At 63.7% G+C, this 21,633-nt stretch carries 11 protein-coding genes; 2 read left to right on the top strand and 9 right to left on the bottom strand.

Features of this window, described 5'->3' with window-relative positions:
* Window positions 1-324: 324 nt before the first annotated feature.
* The 4 genes from ACIPL0_RS14780 to mnmC form a co-directional block, all read right to left on the bottom strand.
* A complete protein-coding gene (locus tag ACIPL0_RS14780; RefSeq protein ID WP_400597141.1) occupies window positions 325-1,413 on the bottom strand; it encodes a lipocalin-like domain-containing protein in 1,089 nt (362 codons plus the stop codon).
* A complete protein-coding gene (locus tag ACIPL0_RS14775; protein WP_400597142.1) occupies window positions 1,403-3,883 on the bottom strand; it encodes an ABC transporter permease in 2,481 nt (826 codons plus the stop codon). Before ACIPL0_RS14775 ends, ACIPL0_RS14780 begins: the two co-directional genes overlap by 11 nt.
* Window position 3,884: 1 nt before the next feature.
* A complete protein-coding gene (locus ACIPL0_RS14770; RefSeq protein ID WP_400597143.1) occupies window positions 3,885-4,553 on the bottom strand; it encodes an ABC transporter ATP-binding protein in 669 nt (222 codons plus the stop codon).
* Between the two features lie 290 nt (window positions 4,554-4,843).
* Window positions 4,844-6,820 carry a bifunctional tRNA (5-methylaminomethyl-2-thiouridine)(34)-methyltransferase MnmD/FAD-dependent 5-carboxymethylaminomethyl-2-thiouridine(34) oxidoreductase MnmC gene (mnmC, locus tag ACIPL0_RS14765; protein WP_400597144.1) on the bottom strand — a complete coding sequence of 659 codons (1,977 nt, stop codon included), beginning with the start codon at window positions 6,818-6,820 and terminating at the stop codon, window positions 4,844-4,846.
* Between the two features lie 154 nt (window positions 6,821-6,974).
* On the opposite strand from mnmC, the gene pap reads away from it, so the two are divergent.
* Window positions 6,975-8,477, top strand: coding sequence for a polyphosphate:AMP phosphotransferase (gene pap, locus ACIPL0_RS14760; protein ID WP_400597145.1), 1,503 nt, complete (start codon window positions 6,975-6,977; stop codon window positions 8,475-8,477).
* A 275-nt stretch (window positions 8,478-8,752) separates the two neighbouring features.
* Here the strand turns inward: pap and ACIPL0_RS14755 are convergent, their stop codons facing one another.
* The 3 genes from ACIPL0_RS14755 to ACIPL0_RS14745 are packed head-to-tail and all read right to left on the bottom strand — an operon-like array spanning window position 8,753 to window position 13,693.
* Window positions 8,753-10,096, bottom strand: coding sequence for an HlyD family type I secretion periplasmic adaptor subunit (locus ACIPL0_RS14755; protein ID WP_400597146.1), 1,344 nt, complete (start codon window positions 10,094-10,096; stop codon window positions 8,753-8,755).
* A 12-nt stretch (window positions 10,097-10,108) separates the two neighbouring features.
* Window positions 10,109-12,283, bottom strand: a complete 2,175-nt coding sequence (locus ACIPL0_RS14750) for a type I secretion system permease/ATPase (protein WP_400597147.1) — start codon at window positions 12,281-12,283, stop codon at window positions 10,109-10,111.
* A 45-nt stretch (window positions 12,284-12,328) separates the two neighbouring features.
* Window positions 12,329-13,693 (bottom strand): TolC family outer membrane protein, encoded by a 1,365-nt coding sequence (locus tag ACIPL0_RS14745; protein WP_400597148.1) that lies wholly within the window; start codon window positions 13,691-13,693, stop codon window positions 12,329-12,331.
* 421 nt (window positions 13,694-14,114) lie between these two features.
* Here ACIPL0_RS14745 and ACIPL0_RS14740 point away from each other — a divergent pair, with 421 nt between their 5' ends.
* Entirely contained in the window at window positions 14,115-19,100 is a 4,986-nt protein-coding gene (locus ACIPL0_RS14740; RefSeq protein ID WP_400597149.1) for a retention module-containing protein, read from the top strand.
* Between the two features lie 1,366 nt (window positions 19,101-20,466).
* On the opposite strand, the gene ACIPL0_RS14735 is transcribed toward ACIPL0_RS14740, so the two are convergent.
* Window positions 20,467-20,880 carry a YbaN family protein gene (locus tag ACIPL0_RS14735; protein WP_400597150.1) on the bottom strand — a complete coding sequence of 138 codons (414 nt, stop codon included), beginning with the start codon at window positions 20,878-20,880 and terminating at the stop codon, window positions 20,467-20,469.
* Between the two features lie 11 nt (window positions 20,881-20,891).
* Window positions 20,892-21,479 (bottom strand): UPF0149 family protein, encoded by a 588-nt coding sequence (locus ACIPL0_RS14730; RefSeq protein ID WP_400597151.1) that lies wholly within the window; start codon window positions 21,477-21,479, stop codon window positions 20,892-20,894.
* Between the last annotated feature and the right edge of the window lie 154 nt (window positions 21,480-21,633).

Genomic DNA, 21,633 nt, shown 5'->3' with positions numbered 1-21,633 from the left:
AAACCGAAGCGTTGACGATCCTGACCAGAAAGCTGGCGCAGGTTGCATTTTCGCTGATGCGCAATCAGAGCGAATACGTTCCTGGGAGATGTTTGGGGAGTACAACCCAAACATAGAATCTCCTACAAGGGTTCGCGTAAGGTGCCGGAGGCGAAGCAGGGCTGCGTTAGCAGACCATGCAATTCGCTAGATAAATCGGGTGCACAGGTTTTACGACGACTTCGGTCGGACGCGACCCCGGCGCGCTCGCAGGGCAAGCCAGCTCCTACAAGGGTCTGCGTAACGTGCCGGAGGCGAAACAGGCTGCACCAGCAGCCATGACGCTCAGTACCCCGTCATCTCCAGATACCCCACACCTTCCTGGCTGCCCGACACCGTCACCGGCCCCTCCCAGTACGGGATCTGCAAATTCATCCACGCCCCGCTGTTCAACGCTTCGACCGTGATCGCCAACCCCTTCCCAGGGATGTTCACCGACCACCGGGTCGGCATGTCGCGACCCTCGACATCGCTGGTGTCCAGCGGCTCAAGGCGGATGTCCGTGCCGGCCAGCAACTGCGTGCTGCCATCGGCGTTGATCCACGTCCCCGTGAGATACGGCTCGCCATCTTTCTGCCGCATGCGGTACAGCATCAGCTCGGCGCCGTCTTTCAGGTGCAGGGAAAACCAGTCCCAACCGGTCTGATTGGCGGTCAACGGCTGGCTGCTCCATTCGCGATCCAGCCACGCCGGACCGCTTACCTGATACGTCGTGCCGTCGATCTCGATGCTGCCCTCGGCCTGAAAGAACGGCTGACTGTAGTAATACGACGCCTGGCCCTGTTCGGATTTCTGGCTGAAACCCTGCTGACCCTGCAGCACCGGCGAGTGTGCGCTGGTCAGGTGCAGGCGATAGCTGAAGCGCGGGTCGTTGGCCTGCAATTGCATGTCGGTCAGCGGATCGTCGCCGTTCGATTGGCTGTTCAGCGACCAGTCATCGATCCACGCGCTGAACGGTGCCAGCGTCACCCCGGCCTGGCCGATGCCGCCACGGGCATAACGCTCGGCGGCGTAATGGTCATCGGCCGAGGTCACCGCGGCATGGCCCATCCACAGGTTGCGGTTGGCCCAGCCGCTGTCACTGGCGGCATCGGTATTGGCGCGGGGCAGGGCGTTGCGGAACAGGGTCCACTGCACGCCGAACGACTGGCCGTCGGCGTCCTTGAGGTTGGCGGTGATGTACCACCACTCGATGCGGAAGTCGTTGTGAGGGCCATGGTCGGCGGGGAATTCGAAGGTTTTGCCCGGCGTCACCTGTGCATAGCTGGCGGCATCGTCGGCCAGCCCGGCGAAGCCTTTTTCTTCTTCCGGTTTGTCATCGCAAGCGCCCAGCAACAGGGCCAGGATCAGCAGCAGGCCAGCCTTACGTTTCATCGGCAAAGGTCCTCAGCAGATCGGCGGGGCGGCTGCGGTACAGGCGATACAAAGGCCATGCGGAAGCCAGCAGGGTAGCCAGCAGGGCCAGCAGCATCAGGCGCAGCAATTGCAGCGGGAATACCTGCCACGGCAGGCGCCAGCCGAACGCCTGGACGTTGATCACCGCGTCCAGGCACCAGGCCAGCAACAGCCCCAGCGGGATGGCGAGGACCAGCGTCAGCACCGCCAGCAGCCAGGTTTGCGCCAGGTTCAGCCACATCAGCCGCCGCCGTGTCACGCCCAGTGCCCACAGTGGCGCCAGTTGGCTCAGGCGGCTCTGGCTCTGGGTCAGCAGGCTGATGAACAAGGCCACGCCAGCCACGCCGAGGGTCAGGCTGTTGAGCGCGGCGGTGGCGGCGAAGGTGCGCTCGAACACCTGGGTGGACCAGGCCTTGAGCTGGATCTGATCGACGATGCGGGTGTCGTCGATGGTGAATTTGTTGTGCAGCACCCGAAGCAGTTGCGCGATGGCGTGGGGGTCGATGCGCAGGTTGAAACGGTTCGGCGTCAGTTGCGGCCAGTGTTTGAGCAGGTGATCGGCGTTGACCAGCACGTGGCCCTTGGGGTTGCCGTAGTCGGCGTAAATGCCCACTACTTTCAGCGGCCAGTCGCCGTCCGGTGCGGGCAGGGTGACGGTGTCACCGACGCCGACCTCCAGACGCCGCGCCAGTTGCTCGCTGAGCATCAGGTTGTCGCCGCTGGCCAGCTGCGTCCAGGCGTCGCCGCTGGCGGCGGCCAGCAACGGCCAGTGTTGGCGGTAATGGGCATGGTCGATGACGCCGAACAGCTCGGCCGGCCAGCCTTGCAACTGGATCGACACCTGCCAGTTGGGCAGCACGGCGGTGATCAGCGGCTGCTGGCTCAGCCACAGTTGCAGAGGCGCGGCCTGGGCGGTGTTTTGCGGGTTGATGTACAGCTCGGCGCTGAGGCGTTGCTCCAGCCAGTGGGTGAAGGTCTGGCGGAAGCCCGAGGTCATGCTGCCGGCGCCGATGTTCGCCGCCATCGCCAGCAGCAGCGCCATCAACGCCAGGCTCAGCGCCGGCAGTTGCTGGCGGCAGTCGGCGAGGAACCACTGGCCGAGCACCGAACGGCTCTTGCCCAACAGCCCGTTGAGCAAAGCGTTGAGCAGCACCGGCAGGCCCAGTGCCGCGCCGAGCAGCAGGCTGGCCATCAGCACGAAACCCAGTGCCAGGCTGTCGCCGAACAGCGCGGCGAGCACGGCGATCACCAGCGCAATCGCCGCGACCGTGCCTTGGCGCCGCAGCCAGCGCGCGTGACTGTCCTGCCAGGCCTGGGCGTTGACCAGCGCCAGCAACGGCAGGCGTGCGGCGCGCAGCAGGCTGCTGGCGCCAGCAAGAAAGGCGCCGAGCAGGCTGACCCCCAGACCGCTCAGCCACCACCACAGGCTCAGGTTCAGATGCCCGGCCACTTCGGCGCCGTACAAACCGCGCAGGCTGGCGGCGACATCCGGCAACAGCACGCTGGCCAGCCAGTAGCCGCTGATGACCCCGGCGATACCGCCGAGCAAGGCCAGCACGCCCAGCTCGACCATCAGGCTGACGATCAGACCACGGGCGCTGACGCCGCAGGCGCGCAGGTTGCGCAGCAGGCCACGGCGTTGCTCCAGGGCCAGGCCGATGGCCGCGTGAACGATAAACAGGCCGACCACGAACGACAGAAAACCCAGAGCGTCGAGGTTCAGGTGGAAGCTTTCGGTGAGCCGCCCCAGATCGTTGTCTTCACCGCTTTTGCGCAGCACCAGTTCGCCTCTCAGGGCCTCGGGCAGGGCCGGGGCGTTTTCGGCGAAATCGGCGGGCAGCAGCAGGCGGGAAATCTGCCCCGGTTGATTCAGCAGCGGCTGGGCGAAACCGATGTCGACCATCAGCACGCCCGGCGCCATGTCTGCCAGCGCATGCAGCGGCGGCAGAAGCTGGCCGGCTTCGTTCTGCGGTTGCTGGCCTTCGTGCAGACCCAGTGCCTGCATTGTCTGCGGGGAAATCCAGCTGGCGCCCGGTGCGGTGAAGAATGTGACGATCTGCGCGGTGTCGAGGGTTTGCCCGGCAAGCTCAGTTTGCGGCGGCAGCGACACCGGTTCGATGCCGAGCAGGGTCAGGCGTTGATCGGGGGCTTCCTTGAGGGTGATGCGCCCGCGCAAGACCGGCGACACCGGCCAGCCGGCGCGGCGCAGGCTGACGAACACCTCCTGCGGCACGTTGGCGCCGTTGGGCGCGGTGAGAAAGGTCTGCGCTTCGCCGCCGATCAACTGGCTGGCCTTGGCGTAGCTGTCGCGGGCCTGGCTGTTCAGCGCCTGCACCCCGGTGAGCAGGCTGGTCGCCAGCCACAGGCCGGTCAGCACGCTGAAAAACTGCACCGGATGGCGCCGCCAGTGGCTGAGCAGCGCCGTCAGGCTCCAATAGAAGACTGCCATCTCAGCGTTCGTCCTGGCTGACCAGCCGCCCGAGGTGCAGCACCGCCTGACGTTGCAGGCGCGCGGCGACTTTCGGGCTGTGAGTGACCATCAACAGGCTGGTGGGGCTGTCGGCGAGCAGGTCGAGGAGCAATTGCAGAACCTCGTCGCTGGTGGCTTCGTCGAGGTTGCCCGTGGGTTCATCGGCCAGCAACAGGGCAGGGCGCGAGGCAAGGGCACGGCCGATGGCGACCCGTTGCTGCTGACCGCCGGAGAGTTGTTCGGGGTAGCGCTGCAACAGCGAGCCCAGGCCCAGGCGCTCGATCAGTTCGGCTTGCCACGCCGGTTGAAAACGCCCGGCCAGGCGCGCCTGAAAGGCCAGGTTGTCTTCGACCTTGAGGCTGCCGATCAGGTTGAATTGCTGGAATACCAGACCGGTTTCGGTGCGGCGCCAGTTCGCCAGCTGCGCTTCGTTGAGGTGATCCAGGCGCTCGCCGGCGATTTCGATGCTGCCCTTGTCGACCTTATCCAGCCCGGCCACCAGATGCAGCAACGTGCTCTTGCCGCTGCCCGATTCGCCCATCAACGCCAGACTGGCGCCACGCTCCAGCTGCAGATCCACCCCACGCAACACCGCCAGCGGCCCTTGCGCCGTGGCGTAGCTTTTGAACACGTCCTTGATTTGCAGCATCGACCGACACCTGAGAGGAGGGTGAGCGGAGCATACCGGGGTGGCGCACTGCTTTGCATCTGCCACCTCTTCATCGGCGACCGCATATCTTTGTAGGAGTGAGCTTGCTCGCGATGGCGTGGTGTCAGACGCCCTGATATTGCCTGACACGACGCCATCGCGAGCAAGCTCACTCCTACAGGTTGAGCGTCAGTCTGAAGGACACCTCGGACTTGTAGGAGCGCGTTAGTCCTGTGGCAGCCGGCTCCCACAGAGACAGGTGCTTCACCTTCCGGCCAATGCCTGTCGATCTACTTGCCGCGAATCAACCCGCGCAGCATGAAGCGGTTCGGGTGGCAGGCTTCGGCCACGCTGCGGGGCAGGGGCAGCGGTTCGTTGTCCAGCCAGGCGGCGATCAGTTCGCCCGACAGCGGCGCGGTGATCAGTCCGCGCGAGCCATGGCCGCTGTTGATGTACAGGCCGTCCAGCCACGGGCACGCATCGGTCGGCACCTGGCGGGCGTCCTTGCGCAACGCGGCGTAGGTGTCGAGAAACGCCTCGCGATCGGCCAGCGGCCCGACGATGGGCAGGTAATCCGGGCTGGTGCAGCGAAACGCCGCGCGCCCCTGCAATTGTTCGGCGGGCAGTTCAGCGGCGTGCAGGCGGGTCGTCAGGTCTTCGGAGATTTCCTCCAGCAATTCAAGATTGCCCTGGTGCTCAGCCACCGTCGGCGTCAGGTCGTCGCTGTGGAAATCGAAACTGGCGCCCAGGGTGTGTTCACCCAACCGCGCCGGAGCCACGTAACCTTCGGCGCAGACCACGGTGCTCAGCGACTGGCTGGCAGGCGTTTGCGGCAGGCGGGTGATCTGCCCACGAATGCGCTTGAGCGGCAACTCGGCGCTGGCCGGGAAGCGTTTGACCTCCGCTGCGCCGGCCAGCACCACCACCGGCGCCGAATCCAGCAGGCGTTCGCCGTCCCAGGCTTGCCACTGTTCGCCTTCGCGACGCAGCTCGACCACATCGTTATGTGCCATCAACTTAACGTTCGCCTGCGCGGCCTGCGCCCGGCACAGCGCCGGCGGATGCACCCAGCCGCCTTCCGGGTAAAACAAACCGCCGCTGTTCAAGGCAACGCCGGCGCGCTGTGCGGCCTGGGCCTGATCGAGCACATGCAGCAGTTCGGAGGAGAACGCCTCGGCCAGTTTGGCCTGACGCGCGCCTTCCTTCTCATCGAACGCCAGTTGCAGCACGCCGCAATCATCCCAGTCCACACCGCGCTCCAAGCGTTCCAGCAGGCGGCGGGTGTGGCCGAAACCACTGAGGATCAACTGCGACAGTGCAGTGCCATGGGCCGACAGCTTGAGATAGAGCACGCCCTGAGGATTACCAGAGGCTTCCTGTGCCAGATCGCCGTGACGCTCCAGCAGGCTGACCTGCCAGCCGCGTGCCGCCAGGCTGGCCGCGGTGGCGCAACCGGCCAGACCGGCGCCGATCACCAGCGCCTTGCGCGGCCCTGCGAGCGGTTTGGGCCGAGCGAACCACGGAGCCGCAACCGGCGGCGCCGTTACATCCTCCGGCCAGCCGATGAAACGGCCCTTGAGCACTTCCCATTTATGACCGATGCCCGGCACCCGTTTCATCTTGAAACCGGCGGCGTTGAGGCTGCGGCGCACCCAGCCAGTGCTGGTGAAAGTGCCGATGGTCGAGTCGGGCGCGGCCAGTCGGGCCAGCTCGGCGAACAGTTCCGGGGTCCACATTTCCGGGTTTTTCGCCGGCGCGAAACCGTCGAGAAACCAGGCGTCGATGGGGCCGTCCAGTTGCGGCAGCATCTCCAGCGCGTCGCCGATCAGCAGGGTCAGGGTGATGCGACCGCCGTCGAACACCAGCCGCTGAAAGCCTTGATGAATCGCCACGTACTGTTTGAGCAGCGGCTCGGCAAAGAGCGCCAGCTCCGGCCACAGGCTCAGCGCTCGTTGCAGATCGTCACGGCTGAGGGGGAATTTCTCGACACTGACGAACTGCAAGCGCGCACCCGCCGGCGCGCATTCGGCGAACAGCTGCCAGGCGCAGAGAAAATTCAGGCCGGTGCCAAAGCCGGTTTCGCCGATCACCAGACGGCCGTCTGCGGCCAGCGCGGTGAAACGCTCGCGCAGCTCGTTCTGGGTCAGAAAGACGTGGCGGGTTTCGTCCAGCCCCGATTCGGTGGAAAAGTACACGTCGGCGAAGTCCCGCGAGCGCGGATTGCCGTGTTCGTCCCAGTCGATCCGGGCGTGTTCGATAGTGGTCATGGTCAGGTTTTGGCTAAGGCAAGGCGCGCATCTTAACCCACGCAGCCGGCCGCTTTGCAGCACGGGCATTGACCGATGCCGGGGTTTTGCGGTCACAACCGTCATCGTCATTTCCGATCCGCTAGGATTGAAGCAGTCGCAACAGGAGTTCTACATGTTCGAATCCGCTGAAATCGGTCACGCCATCGACGACAAGACCTACGACGCCGCTGTCCCCGCCTTGCGTGAAGCCCTGCTTGAAGCCCAGTACGAGCTGCACGAGCAGGGCAAGCGCCAGATCATCGTGCTGATCAACGGCATTGAGGGGGCGGGCAAGGGCGAGACGGTCAAGCTGCTCAATGACTGGATGGACCCACGCTTTATCGAGGTGCGCACCTTCGACCAGCAGACCGACGAAGAGCTGGCCCATCCGCCGGCCTGGCGTTACTGGCGGCAGTTGCCACCCAAGGGCCGCATCGGCATATTCTTCGGCAACTGGTACAGCCAGATGATTCAGGGGCGGGTCCACAAGCGCTTCAAGGACCCGGTGCTGGATCAGGCCATCAATGGCGCCGAGCGCCTGGAAAAGATGCTGGTCGACGAGGGCGCGGTGATCTTCAAGTTCTGGTTTCACCTGTCCAAACGGCAGATGAAGCTGCGCCTGAAAACCCTCAAGGACGACCCGCTACACAGCTGGCGCATCAGCCCGCTGGATTGGCAGCAATCGAAAACCTACGACAAGTTCGTGCGCTTCGGCGAGCGCGTGCTGCGTCGCACCAGTCGCGATTACGCGCCGTGGCATGTGATCGAAGGTGTTGACCCCAACTACCGCAGCCTGACCGTGGGCCGGTTGTTGCTGGAGGGGTTGCAGAACGCCTTGAAGACCCCGGAAGGTGCGGACAATCTGGTCAATCTCGGGCCGCTGCCGAGCAACACCGACGAGCTGAGTCTGCTGGACAATCTGGACATGACCCTGGCGCTGGAAAAGGACGAATACGAGGAGCAATTGATCAGCGAACAGGCGCGGCTGTCGATGCTGATGCGCGACAAGCGCATGCGCCGTCACGCACTGGTGGCGGTGTTCGAAGGCAACGACGCGGCGGGCAAGGGCGGCGCGATCAAACGGGTGGCCGGGGCGCTGGACCCGCGTCAGTACCACATCGTGCCGATTGCCGCGCCCAGTGAAGACGAACGCGCGCAGCCGTATCTGTGGCGTTTCTGGCGGCAGATTCCGGCGCGGGGCAAGTTCACCGTGTTCGACCGCTCCTGGTATGGCCGAGTGCTGGTGGAGCGAGTCGAAGGGTTTTGCAGCGAGGCCGACTGGCTGCGGGCCTACAGCGAGATCAACGATTTCGAAGAACAACTGGTCGATGCCGGGATCGTGGTGGTGAAGTTCTGGCTGGCGATCGACGACAAGACCCAGCTGGAGCGTTTTCAGGCTCGGGAAAAGATCCCCTTCAAGCGGCACAAGATCACCGCCGACGACTGGCGCAACCGCAGCAAATGGCCGCAATACCGCGAAGCGGTGGGTGACATGGTCGACCGCACCAGCACCGAAATCGCCCCGTGGACCCTGGTCGAAGCCAACGACAAACGCTGGGCGCGGGTGAAAGTGCTGCGCACGATCAACGACGCGCTGGAGGCAGCGTTCAAGCGGGATGAGAAGAAGGGAGGGTGATGCCGGACTGCTACGGAGAATCCACCACTCATCCGTAGGAGCGCGCTTGCCCGCGAATGGTTGTGTCAGTCACAGATCGTTTGCCTGACACCGCGCCATCGCGAGCAAGCTCACTCCTACAGTTGTTCGGTGTTCGATGAATGTGGAACAACCACCGTTTTTGTAGGAGTGAGCTTGCTCGCGATGGCGATCTGTCAGACGGCATTGCAGTGCCAGGTCTGTCGCTTCGCGGGCAAGCGCGCTCCTACAGGGGGGATTCCGGAAAACCAGGTGAATCACCGCTCCCGCAACGCTTCAGTCCGGGCCTTGAGCACGGGTTTGAGCAGGTAATCCATCACGCTTTTCTCGCCAGTGATGATGTCCACGGTGGCGACCATGCCGGGGATGATCAACAGCGGTTTTTCATCGCTGCCCAGGTGGTTTCTGTCGGTGCGCACCTGGATCAGGTAGAAGGTGTTGCCCTTGTCGTCGGTGGTGGTGTCGGCGCCGATCAGTTCCAGCTTGGCCGGCAGGCCGCCGTAGATGGTGTAGTCATAAGCGCTGAACTTGACCATGGCTTTCTGGCCGGGATGCAGGAAGGCCACGTCCTGCGGCCGCACTTTCGCCTCGATCAGCAGGTTGTCGTCCAGCGGCACGATTTCCACCATGTCGCTGCCTGGCTGCACCACGCCGCCGATGGTGTTGACCTTGAGGGTCTTGATCACGCCCTTCACCGGCGACGTCACGGTGGTGCGGGTCACGCGGTCGTCGATGGCGATGCTGGTGGCGCTGGCCTTCGCAAGGTCCGCTCGCTTGTCGTTGAGGTCTTTGGCTGCTTCCGAACGAAAGGTGTCGGTGGACTCCTGAATCTTGCTCTTGATCTCGCTGATCGCCGCTTCCGCCCGGGGAATCGCCAGCGCCGTGGCGTCCATTTGCCCGCGCGCTTCGGACGCCTTGCCCTTGAGGCGGATGATTTCCACCGGCGACACTGCGCCACTGTTCACCAGCGGCGCCGACATGCTCAGCTCCTGCTGAATGAAGCCCAGCTGGTTGCGGTACTGGTCCTGCTTGGAACGGAATTCGGCGACTTCCTGGGTCTTCTGCCGCAACTGGTCCTGCAGGGTGCGCTGTTCGCTGGTCAGGCGCCGTTGCCGCGAGTCGTACAGCGCCTGTTCGTCTGCGGCCACCTGCGGCGCCTTGCTCAGCACTTCAGCGGACGGCTTGAACGGACGGCCCTCGGACTCGGCAGACAGCCGGTCGACCTGGGCCATCAGCGTGTATTTGTCGACCTCGCTTTCGCCCTTGTTCGACAGAAACCGCGTGTCGTCCAGGCGCAGGAGGGTGTCGCCCTTGTTCACTATCTGCCCTTCGCGGACGAAAATCTCGGTGACGATGCCGCCTTCAAGGTTCTGGATCACCTGCACCTTGCTCGACGGAATCGCCTTGCCTTCGCCCATGGTGACTTCCTGCAACACAGCGAATCTGGCCCAGACCAGCGCGGTGATGATCAGCGCGGCGGCCAGCCACACGGTGATGCGCGCGCCACGGGATGAATCCTGGGCGGCGACGCCGGCGACTTCCGGCATGAACTCGTTGTCGACCTGTCGGCCGGGGTGAAAATAGCGGTGAGCGGATGACATGGGGAGCGCTCCTTATACGGCGGCGGAGCCGACGCGACCCTTGCGCAGGGCTTCGACGACCAGCTCTTTGGGACCGTCGGCAACCACCCGACCGTTGTCCAGCACCACCAGGCGGTCAACCAGACTGAGCATCGACATGCGGTGGGTCACCAGCAGCAGGGTCTTGCCCTGCATCAGGCCGGATAGCTTCTGCCGCAGCAGGTCTTCGCTGCCGTTGTCCATGTGGCTGGTGGGTTCGTCCAGCAGCATGATCGGCGGGTCGAGCAACAGCGCCCGGGCCAGCAACACCGCTTGCCGCTGGCCGCCGGACAGCAGCTGACCGCGTTCGCCGACCGGGCGGTCGAAGCCCAGTGGATGGTTGCGCGCCAGCTCGGTCACGCCGGTCAGCTCGGCGACTTCCAGCATCCGCGCGTCGGTGACGTAGCGGGCGCCGAGGGTCAGGTTGTCGCGCAGGCTGCCCGCCAGCAGCGGCAGGTCGTGGGCGACGTAGCCGACTTGCTGGCGCAGGTCGGCGACATCCACCTGGCGCAGGTCCAGACCATCGAGCAGCAACTGGCCGTCGTCCGGTGTATAGAAGCCCATCAGCATCCGCGCCAGGGTGCTCTTGCCCGAACCACTGCGGCCGATGATGCCGATGCGTTCGCCGGGTTTGACGATCAGGCTGACATCACTCAGCGCCGCCGGTGTGCCCGGCCCGCCGTAGGCGAAGCTGGCCTTGACCACCTGCACCGCGCCCTTGAGCTGAGTGTGCTGCAACGGGTGCTTGCCGGGGGCGCGCTCCTGGGGCAGGGCCATCAGCGCGTCGGTGCTTTTCATCGTCACCTGGGCCTGCTGATAGCGGGTGATCAGCCCGGCGATCTGACCCAGTGGCGCCAGGACCCGGCTGCCGAGCATGTAACAGGCCACCAGCGCGCCGACGCTGAGGTTGCCGGCGATGATGATGTAAACCCCGGCGACGATGGTCGCCATGCCGGAAAACTGCTGGATGAACAGCGTGCCGTTGCTGGCCAGCGCCGACAGATCGCGGGCGTGGCTGTCGAGGCGGGTCAGAGCGCCGTGGGTTGATTCCCACTTGTGCTGGCGCTCGCTTTCGGCGCCGCAGGCTTTCAGGGTTTCCAGGCCGCCGAGGGTTTCCACCAGCAGCGCCTGACGCTCCGCACCCAGCGCCAGGCTGCGTTCGACGGTGTCGCGCAGGCGTATCTGGATGATCCAGGCAAACAGAATGGTCAACGGGAAGGCCACCAGCGGAATCGCCACCAGCCAGCCGCCAAGCAGGCCGATCACCGCCAGCATCAGCACGGCGAAGGGCAGGTCGATGATGCTGGTCAGGGTCACGGCGGTGAGGAATTCACGCAGGCCCTGAAAGTCGTGAATGCTCTGGGCAAAGCCGCCGATGGTTGCCGGGCGGGCTTTCATGGCCATGCCGGTGATGCGTTCGAACAGGGTGGCGGAGAGCACCACGTCGGTTTTCTTGCCGGCCTGATCGAGCAGGTGGGCGCGCACCAGCCGCAGGGTCAGTTCGAAGCCGGTGCCGATCAGCAGACCGATGGCCAGCACCCACAGGGTCGAGGTGGCCTGATTGGGCACCACACGGTCGTAGGTCTGCATGACGAACAGCGGCACCATCAGCCCCAGCAGGTTGATCAGGAAGCTGGCGAGAATCGCGTCGCTGTACAGCCAGCGCGACAGCTTGAGGGTGTCGCGGAACCAGGCGTTGACCCGTGGCACCAGCGGCGCACGCAGGTTTTCCAGTTCGTGGCGGGGGCGGGCGTAGAGGGCCTGGCCGCTATAAAGAGCGGCCAGTTCGTCGCGACTGACCCGCTGTTCGCCACCGTCGGCTTCGCTGGGCAGGATCAGCGCGCGGCCGTCCGCTTCCCAGCGCACCAGCACCGCACAGCGGTTGCCCTTGAGCAACAGCAGCACCGGCAGGTTGAGGCCGTCGATGGCGTTCAGTTCGCGGCGCAGCACCCGCGCCTGCAACCCGGCGCGGGCGGCAGCGCGGGGCAGCAGGTCGACGCTCAGGTGCTGCTGCGCCAGCGGCAGGCCGGCGCTGAGGCTGGTGCGGCTGGCGCTGCAATCGTGCAGGCGGCAGAGGATCAGCAGGCCGTCGAGCAAAGGGTCGTCGAAGTTCGAACGAGGGTCGACGGGTTGAATCACTTCTATCGGAGTCGGTTCCATGCGCGTCACTGACTTCTCCTCGCGCTCACGCGCTACATCACCACTTCAGATTCACTACTTCAGGTCGGGCAGCCGCGCCTCGCTTTTGACTTCTGTCAGGGCGACGGCCGCGTTGGGCAGCACGACGCGCTGTTTGCGCAGCAGTTCGCCTTCGGTCGCCAGCACCCGGTACATCGAAAACTCCTCGGTGTAGCGCAGCTCCGTATAGCGGCGGGCGGCGTTGTACAGCTCGTTTTCACTGTCCAGCAGGTCGAGCAGGGTGCGCTGGCCGAGGCCGAACTGGTCCTGATAGGCCGAGCGCACGCGGGTGGTGGTTTCGGCGTATTCACGGGCGATCGGGGTCTGAGTGCGCGCGTTGTTCATGGCGTTCCAGGCCAGCGACAGGTTCTCGTTGAGCATGCGCAGCGCGTTGTTGCGGATGTCCATGGCCTGGCCGGTCTTGTAGGCGTCGGAGTCCAGACGGGCCTTGTCGCGGTTGCCGTTGAACAGGTTGTAATTCATCACCACGGCGGCCCGCCATTCGTTGTCGTGGCCTTCCTCGCCCTGCAGGTTGTCGTTGGCGCCGACCGCCAGTTCACCGTCGAAACGCGGATAGAACGGCGACTTGGCGACTTCGTACTGTTTCTCGGCGGCGTTGACGTCGGCCTGGGCCGATTTCAGGTACGGGTTGTTGTTCAGCATGCTTTGCCGTGCATCGCTGAGGCTGACGGGGATCTCACTCCTGACCGATGGCGGGGTTTCCAGTTCGTCGGGCATCTTGCCGACGGCGCTGAAAAAGTTGGCTTCGGCATCGGCCAGGTCGACCTGGGCGGTGTAGAAGTTGTTTTCCGCCAGGGCGCGGCGAGCCCTGGACTGGTCGCGGTCGGCATTGCTGCCGATGCCACGGTCGCTGCGCAGGCCGATCTGGTCGTTGATGCGCAGGTGGGCCTGCAGGTTGTTCTTCGCCAGGTCCAGCAGCTCGCGGCGCTTGAGCACTTCGAGGTACACCTCGATGGTGCGCAGGGCCAGGCTTTCCGAAGTGCCGCGCAGGTAGTAGGCGCGGGAGTTGACCACTTCCCTGGTGCGCCCGACTTCATTGGGCGTGTTGAAGCCGTCGAACAGCATCTGCCGCAGGCGCAGCTCCGACTGGGTGTAATTCAGGGTTTCTTCATGGTGGTTGCCCAGCGCCCGGGTGGTGGGGCTGTCGGTGTGCTCGCGGCCATAGGCGGCCACCAGGTCGACGGTGGGCAGATAGCCGCCCTTGGCGAACTTGACGTCTTCGTCGGCGGACAGTCGGTTGTTCACGTTAGCGTGAATTTCCGGGTGATTGTCGATGGTGCTCTGAATCGCCTGATTCAGTGACATCGCCTGTGCCTGCGCGCTGACAGCGCAGGTGACTGCCAGCACCACAGCGCTGTAGAGCGGGGTCAAATCGCGCATGAAGTTTCTCCCTGGAACCTTGTTCCGCTGTGTCGCCAAAAAACCGTCAATTTCTGCGCTAAAAACCGTATCAGATTCGTAACATCAGAGCTAAGAACAACTTTGGAAAATATTCAGACGATTTTTTCATATCGCTTATTCCAAAAAAAACTTATGCCATTTCCCGCTTTCAAGCGATGGTTGATGCCAATGACTCGCCTGTATTCAAGGTTTTACAAGCGTCTTACGGTAGTGGAAAGGAGTTCAGCGGAAATTTGACGGCGTTCGATCAAGTGGTTTTTCGAGCAAAAAACTTGAAAAAATTCAGCGACATAAAATTGTCGTTAGATGCCAGCTCTGAGCCATTGTTGTACGTCGTGCTAACAGTTTTTGTTGGATTTCTAACATTTTCTGATTCGGTACGCGTTGCAATGGAGTGGACATGGCCAAATTGATCGGTACGGTGCGGCAGGTGGTGGGCGATGTGTTCGCGGTGGCGGGCAACGGCACCAAACGGCTGGTGATCGAAGGCGACAAGCTGTACGCCGGCGAGCAACTGCAGACCGGACCGACCGGCGCTGTGTCGGTACACCTGGCCGGCGGCGGCGAGCTGACCCTGGGCCGTGACAGCAGCATGCCGCTGACGCAGCAGATCCTGGCCAATCACGCCACCCATGTGGACACCCCCGACGCCGTGCCGCCGAGCAAGGCGCAGCTGGCCGACATCCAGCAGGTGCAGAAGGCAATCGCTGCCGGCGCCGACCCGAGCAAAGTCACCGATCCACCGGCGGCCGGCAATCCCAACCCCGGCGGCTCACCGACTGCCCTGGGTGGCGGGCATACCTTTGTGTTGCTGACCGAGACGGCGGGCCATGTGGACCCGGTCATCGGCTTTCCCACCGGCCCACTGGGCCCGAGTTTTCTGTTTCCGCGGCTGGAAACCGGTGACATCAACAACGACTCGCCGAACAACGTGCTGCCGCCGCTGACGCCGCCGACCACACCGCCCACGACACCGGTGGATAACGGAGTCACTCTCGGCGCCAGCGAAGTCACCCTCAACGAAGCCAACCTGGCGAACGGCAGTACGCCGGACGTTGCGGCGCTGACCCAGAGCGGCGTGATCAGGGTTTCTGCGCCGGACGGCCTGCAGACCCTGACCATTGGCGGCATCAATGTGGTGACCAACGGCGTGGCGATCACCTCGCCGCAGTCGATCACCCTGCCGTCGGGCAACACCCTGACCATCCTCGGTTACAACCCGACCACCGGAGAGGTCAGCTACAGCTACACCCTCAATGGCCCGGAAACGCACAACCAGGGCAACGGCACCCTCAACGACGAACAGATTGCCGTGCATGCGGTGGACCGCGACGGTTCTGTCGCCGATGGCAGCATCAACGTGCATGTGCTGGATGACGTGCCCCACGCCAATCCGGACGTCGGCAATGTGCTGGAAGGCGGCAACTTTGCCGGCAACGTGCTGGGCAACGACACGGCCGGTGCCGATGGTCCGGGGACGGGCGGCCTGATCGTCGGCGTGCGTGCCGGCGGCGATACCTCGACCCCGGTCACGTCCGGCCTGAACACGGTGATCAACGGTCTGTACGGCACGCTGACCATCGACGCCGCCGGCAATGCTCAGTACCACAGCACGCCCGGCGTGGTGCCGACGGAAGGCGCGCAGGATGTGTTCACCTACACCATCCGTGATGCCGACGGCGATACCAGCACCACCACGCTGACCATCAACGTCTCCCACGTGACGACGCCGCCGGACAACGGTGTGACCATCGCCGCCGCCGACACCACGGTCAACGAGGCCAACCTGCCCGGCGGCTCCAACCCGGATCACGACGCCCTGACCCAGACCGGCACCATCAAGGTCACCGCTGCGGACGGTTTGCAGACCCTGACCGTGGGCGGCATCAACGTGGTCGAAAACGGCATGCCGCTGCCATCGCCGCAGTCCGTGACCCTGCCATCGGGCAGCACGTTGACGATCCTCGGCTTCAACCCGGCGACCGGCGAGGTCAGCTACAGCTACACGCTGAATTCGCCGGAAACCCATAACCAGGGCGACGGCACGATCAACAACGAACAGATCGCCGTACACGCGGTGGACAGCGACGGCGATGTCGCCAACGGCAACGTCACCGTGCATGTGCTGGACGACGTGCCCCATGCCAACCCGGACATCGGCCACGTGCTGGAGGGCGGCGAAACCAGCGGTAACATCCTCGCCAACGACACGGCCGGTGCCGATGGCCCGGGTGTGGGCGGCCTGATCGTCGGCGTGCGCGCCGGTGACAACACCGCGACGCCGGTATTCACCGGGGTCGGCACCGTGATCAGCGGCCTGTACGGCACGCTGACCGTCGATGCCAACGGCAACGCGTCCTATCAGGCCAACGCGAACAGCGGTTCGCCGGGCGATCATCAGGACGTGTTCACTTACACCATCCGCGACGCCGACGGCGACACCAGCACCACCACGGTGACGGTCAACGTCTACCCGGCCGGGCCGCCGGTGGCGTGTGACGACCACGACGTCACGGTAAAAGAGAGCGCCCTGGACACCTACAAGGACGGCAAGGATCTGGCGCCCGGCAACGTCACCGGCAGCCATCCGTCGTCCACGGCGGAAACCGGGACCGGCACCGTCGCCGACTCGGTGCATGGCGGCAGCGGTGCGCTGACCTATAGCCTCAACGGTGCGCAGAACGGCACCGCCCAGGGCCAGTTCGGCCTGCTGCATCTGAATGCCGACGGCACGTACACCTACACCCTGACCAGCGCACCGAAGACCACACCGGCCGCCAACGACGGGCCGAACATTACCCACGACACCTTCAGCTACACCGTCACCGACTCGCTCGGGCGCTCGTCGACGGCGCAGATCGTGGTGAACATCGTCGATGACCAGCCGCAGGCGGCGTGCATCGATCAGACCGTGACCAGCGGCGTGGTCAACACCAACCTGATGCTGATCGTCGACAACTCGGCGAGCATGAACCAGCCCTCCGGCGTCGACGGCCTGTCGCGGTTGCAGCTGGAAAAGAACGCGATCATCGAACTGCTCAACAAGTACGAAGCGCTGGGCGATGTGCGTGTGCAACTGGTGACCTTCAACAGCCAGGCCAACATCGGCAGCAACGAGTGGGTCGATGTCGCCACCGCCAAGGCCATGGTCAACGCCATCAACGCCGGCAACGGCACCAACTACGACGCGGCGCTGGCAGCGGCCCAGCAGGCGTTCGCCGAGAAGGGCGCGCTGAGCGGGGCGCAGAACCTGGCGTACTTCTTCTCAGACGGCAACCCGACCCTGTCGCCGCAGCATTCCGACCCGAGCCGCGTGCCCGATCCGGCTCGGGGCGACGGCATCGACAGCAGTGAAGAACAGGCGTGGATCTCGTTCCTCGACAGCCATCACATCAATGCCTACGCCATTGGCGTCGGCACCCAGGTCAGCAGCACCTACCTCAACCCGATCGCCTACAACGGCGCGACCGGCAGTAACAGCAATGCGGTGATCGTGACCAACCTCGGCCAACTCGACGCGGTGCTCAGCGGCACGGTGCAGGGCGGGGTTCAAGGCAGCCTGTTGGACGGCGGCACCTTTGGCGCCGATCAGGGCTTCATCAAGTCGATCAGCATCGACGGCACCACTTACACCTACGATCCGAAAGCCAACCACAACAACGGCGGTATCGTGGCGAGCGGCGGCGCCGATCATGGTGTGTTCAATACGGTCAGCAACACCCTGACGGTCACCAGTGCCCATGGCGGCACCCTGGTGGTGAACATGGACACCGGGGCTTACACCTATACCCCGGCGAGCGGCTTGAGCCAGTCGCAGACCGAGTCGGTGCACTTCGTGCTCAGCGACGGTGATGGCGATCTGGCGTCGGCTGATCTGAATATCCACGTGATCGCCCCGCACGCCTACGAGCCGCCGACGGCCGTGGCCGACAACGTCATCACCAACCTGACCGGGTCGAGCATCGTGATTCCGGGTGTGGTGCTGACCGCCAACGACATCGCTGGCAGTGGTGGCGCGCTGACCGCGTCGCCGACTACTTTCAATACCGGCTGGACCGCCAAGGGGGCGGACTTTACCGCTGGCTCGCTGAAAACCATTCAGTTCGATGGCAAGGCCAATAACGACTACAACCACCTGAAGAACCTCAATCGCAGCGATTTCTTCAACAACAGCGCCACCACCGCGCTGCTGGTGATCAGCGGTTATCTGGGGGCGGTCAACGCAGCGCCGTCCAACGCGCAGGATCTGTACAGCGTGCATCTGAAAGCTGGCGAGACAGTGACGCTGGACCACAACCTGACCAACGATGCGCTCGGTATGGCCTGGAAGTTCGAAGACGGTGCCTACCACGGTATCGACGACGGCGGCAGTTTCACTGCCACGCAGGATGGCGTGTACCGGCTGATCGTGGTCAACCAGGCCGACCCGGGTGTCAGCGAAAACTACAAGCTGAGCCTGTCCATCGACTATGCGGCGGTCAATACCACGCCGGACGTACACAGCACCTACACCGTGACCGACCCGCACGGCGGCAGCAGCACGGCGGCGGTGAACATCGCCCATCAGGATGGCAGCACGGTACTCGGCACCACCGGAGACGACGTGCTGGTCGGCGCGGCGAACAGCCATCTGCATGGCGGCGACGGCAACGACGTGCTGGTCGCGGGGCCGGGCAACAACGAGCTGTACGGCGATAACGGCAATGACATGCTGTTCAGCGGGCCGGGCAACGATCTGCTCGACGGCGGCGCCGGTAACAACACCGCGAACTACTCGCTGGCCACTGCGGGCGTGATCGTCAGCACCGCCGTGCTCGGGCCGCAGCACACCGGCGGCGCGGGGACCGACACGCTGGTCAACATCGACAACCTGATCGGCTCGAACTACAACGACCACCTCACCGGTGATCAGGGCAACAACCTGCTCAACGGCGGTCTGGGCAATGACGTGCTCAATGGCGGGGCAGGGGACGACATCCTGATCGGCGGGCCGGGCAACAACACCCTGACTGGCGGTGAGGGGCACGACACGTTCCTGTATCAGGCCGGCAATACCGGGCATGACACCATCACCGATTTCAGTTTCGGCATCGACAAGCTTGACCTGTCGCAGTTGTTGCAGGGTGAGCATGGTGATGCTGATTCGCTGGAGAATTTCCTGCACTTCAAGATCAGTGGAACCGGCGGTTCGCTGGTGTCGACCATTGAGGTCAGCAGTGCAGCAGGCGGAACAACGACGCAAACCATCGATCTGGCCGGCGTCAACCTCGCCCAGCATTACGGCGTCACCGCGGGGGCGGGTGGCGTGGTGGCGAGCGGGCACGACACGGCGTCGATCATCAACGGGATGTTGGGGGATCATTCGTTGAAGGTCGATACGGTTTGATGGAGAGGCTTGCGGTGTGCCTGGAACACCGCACCAGTTTTTTTGATGTGTGGTTGGTTGGTCGCGAATCAGAGCTGACCGAGATCTCTTGTGGGAGGGATCGGAGGTTACGACGGTCGCGAAAGCGGGAGTTGGGGCGCAGGTATTTTGTGGTTTGAGTACCTGAAAAGCAGATATCTATTTGTTTACGAGGTCGGGGGCATATCCGTTTCTTCGGGTGGCGCGGATTACGGTTCCGCTCTTACAGCGGGTCACTTTTGGCAAACGCCCCAAAAGTAACCAAAAAGTCTTGCTCCTGGTTTGGTCCTCCTTCGTCGGATTCCCTCACTCCGGCGACGCTCCGTGGGCCCGCCGCGAAAGGGCCATCCATGGCCCAACGCGGCTCTCGCGGCATCCATGCCGCTCGACCCACTCCACGCCGCCTGCGTTCGGCCTGCACCCAAGTCGCGTTCTGCGGCGTCTGGTCTGTCGCGTAGCTTTTTTGCGGTGTCTGGAATAAGGCGCAGTCTCTTCCTGTAGAAGCGCGCTTGCCCGCGAACGGGTTTTGTAAATCACTGCAATGGTGTCTGAGTTTCCTCGCACCTGTAGGAGCTGGCTTGCCCTGCGACCGGCGACGAAGTCGTCGTAAAACCGGTGACTGCGGTGTGTCAGATATGCATGGCCGTCAGGGTTTACTGCCGCTTCGCGCCAGGTCGCGGGACAAGCCCGGCTCCTACAAGGTTTTGTGGCGTGCCCGGAACCCCGTAGGAGCCGGCTGTTCACACACCGCAACGTCGAATGACCCACCGCAACGCCTGTAGGAGCTGGCTTGCCCTGCGACCGGCGACGAAGTCGTCGTAAAACCGGTAAACGCGGTGTGTCAGATATGCATAGTCGTCTGGGTTTACGACTGCTGCGCAGCCGCTCGCGGGACAAGCCCGGCTCCTACAGGTACGAGGTAGTTCAGACATCATTGCAGTGATTTACAAAACCCTTTCGCGGGCAAGCGCGCTTCTACAACGCGATAGACCAGACGCCGCCGAACACGACTTGGGTGCAGGCCGAGCGCAGGCGGTGCGGAGTGGGTCGAGCGGCATGGATGCCGCGAGAGCCGCGTTGGGCCAGGGATGGCCCTTTCGCGGCGGGCCCACGGAGCGTCGTCGGAGCGAGGGAACCCGACGTAGTCGGGCCCAACCAGGAGCAAAGCGTTTTTGGTTACTTTTGGGGCGCTTTTGCCAAAAGTGACCCGCTGTAAGAGCGGAACCATAAGTGGCCGTTACCGCAGCAATGGATATACCCAAAAATCCAACAAACAAAGCAAATCCGCTTTTCAGGTACCCAGACACCAACCTTCCAGACGCCACGCACAAAAGCTAAAAAACCACCCTCACCGCCGCAACGTCTTCTGCCGCAAAATCCAAACCGTCACCAGCACCGCCGACACCAGCATGAACCCCCGCGCCCAGACCAACGGCACCAGCCAGCACGACACCGAAATGCTGATCCACATCAACCCGATGGCATACACCTTGGCCTTCAACGGAATCCCGTGACCGCCCAGATAATCCCGAATCCACGGCCCCAACCGCGGATGCTCGACCAGCCAGCGATAAAAGCGCGGAGAACTGCGGGCAAAACACGCCGCAGCCAGCAACAGAAACGGCGTGGTCGGCAGCACCGGCAGGAAAATCCCCACCACCCCCAACACCACACTCAACCAGCCGACGCCCAACAGCAAAACGCGCACGACCCGGTGACGGCTCGTGCGCGTTGCTGAATCCTGCAGATTGTCGCGCGCCATCAGGCGCCGACTCAGTGGTGGCGAGGCTTGAGGATCGCCGGCTTCTCGTCCGGTGCGTGCAGCAGCAGGAACAGCGCCGACAGCGCCTCCGGAATCTGCACGATCATGTCATCCATCAGGTTGGCATCGGCGGCGATATCGGCAAACTCAGGCTGCTCGTCGAACAGACCCGAACCGACCATGATCGGCAGCAGCATCTCGCTGACTTCTTCCTCGTCGTTCTCGAACCAGGCCGCTTCACGCAGGAACACGCCTTCCATGAAGCCGATGCACCAGCCGCGCAGTTCGGAATCATCAGGCTCGTCGCCCAGATCCAGATCGCACGGCAACTCGAATTCCTCGTCGGACGCCAGCTGGCGGGCGATGTGGGCCTTGAGCTGCACCAGAGTGGATTCGATTTCTTCGTGCTGAGCCTTGTCGGTGTAATGCGGCGGCTCGGCGAACAGCGCGTCGATCCACTCACGGTCAGGCACCGTTTCAGCGCAGATCGACAGCGCGGTCAGGTAGCCGTGGGCGGCTACATAGTCCAGCGCTTCGTCATGCAGCTCATCGGCGTCGAGGAAGGCTTGCAGGCGGTGTAATTGCTCAGCGAAGGACATTGACGGACTACCCTGGAAATAAACGATGCTGAATTCTAGGCCCTGAGACGCCCAGATGCCAGCGCAGACCCGCATGGAATCACGATTCCACGGCATTTCGACCGTTTGTATCGCGGTTTGCCTCAGTCCTTTGACGCTCCGGTATACTGCCGCG

Source organism: Pseudomonas sp. NPDC090208 (genome assembly GCF_044746785.1).
In the GTDB taxonomy this organism is placed as follows: Bacteria; Pseudomonadota; Gammaproteobacteria; order Pseudomonadales; family Pseudomonadaceae; genus Aquipseudomonas.
The sequence above is the reverse complement of the archived record's forward strand: the minus strand, read 5'-3'. Positions and strand labels throughout refer to the sequence as shown.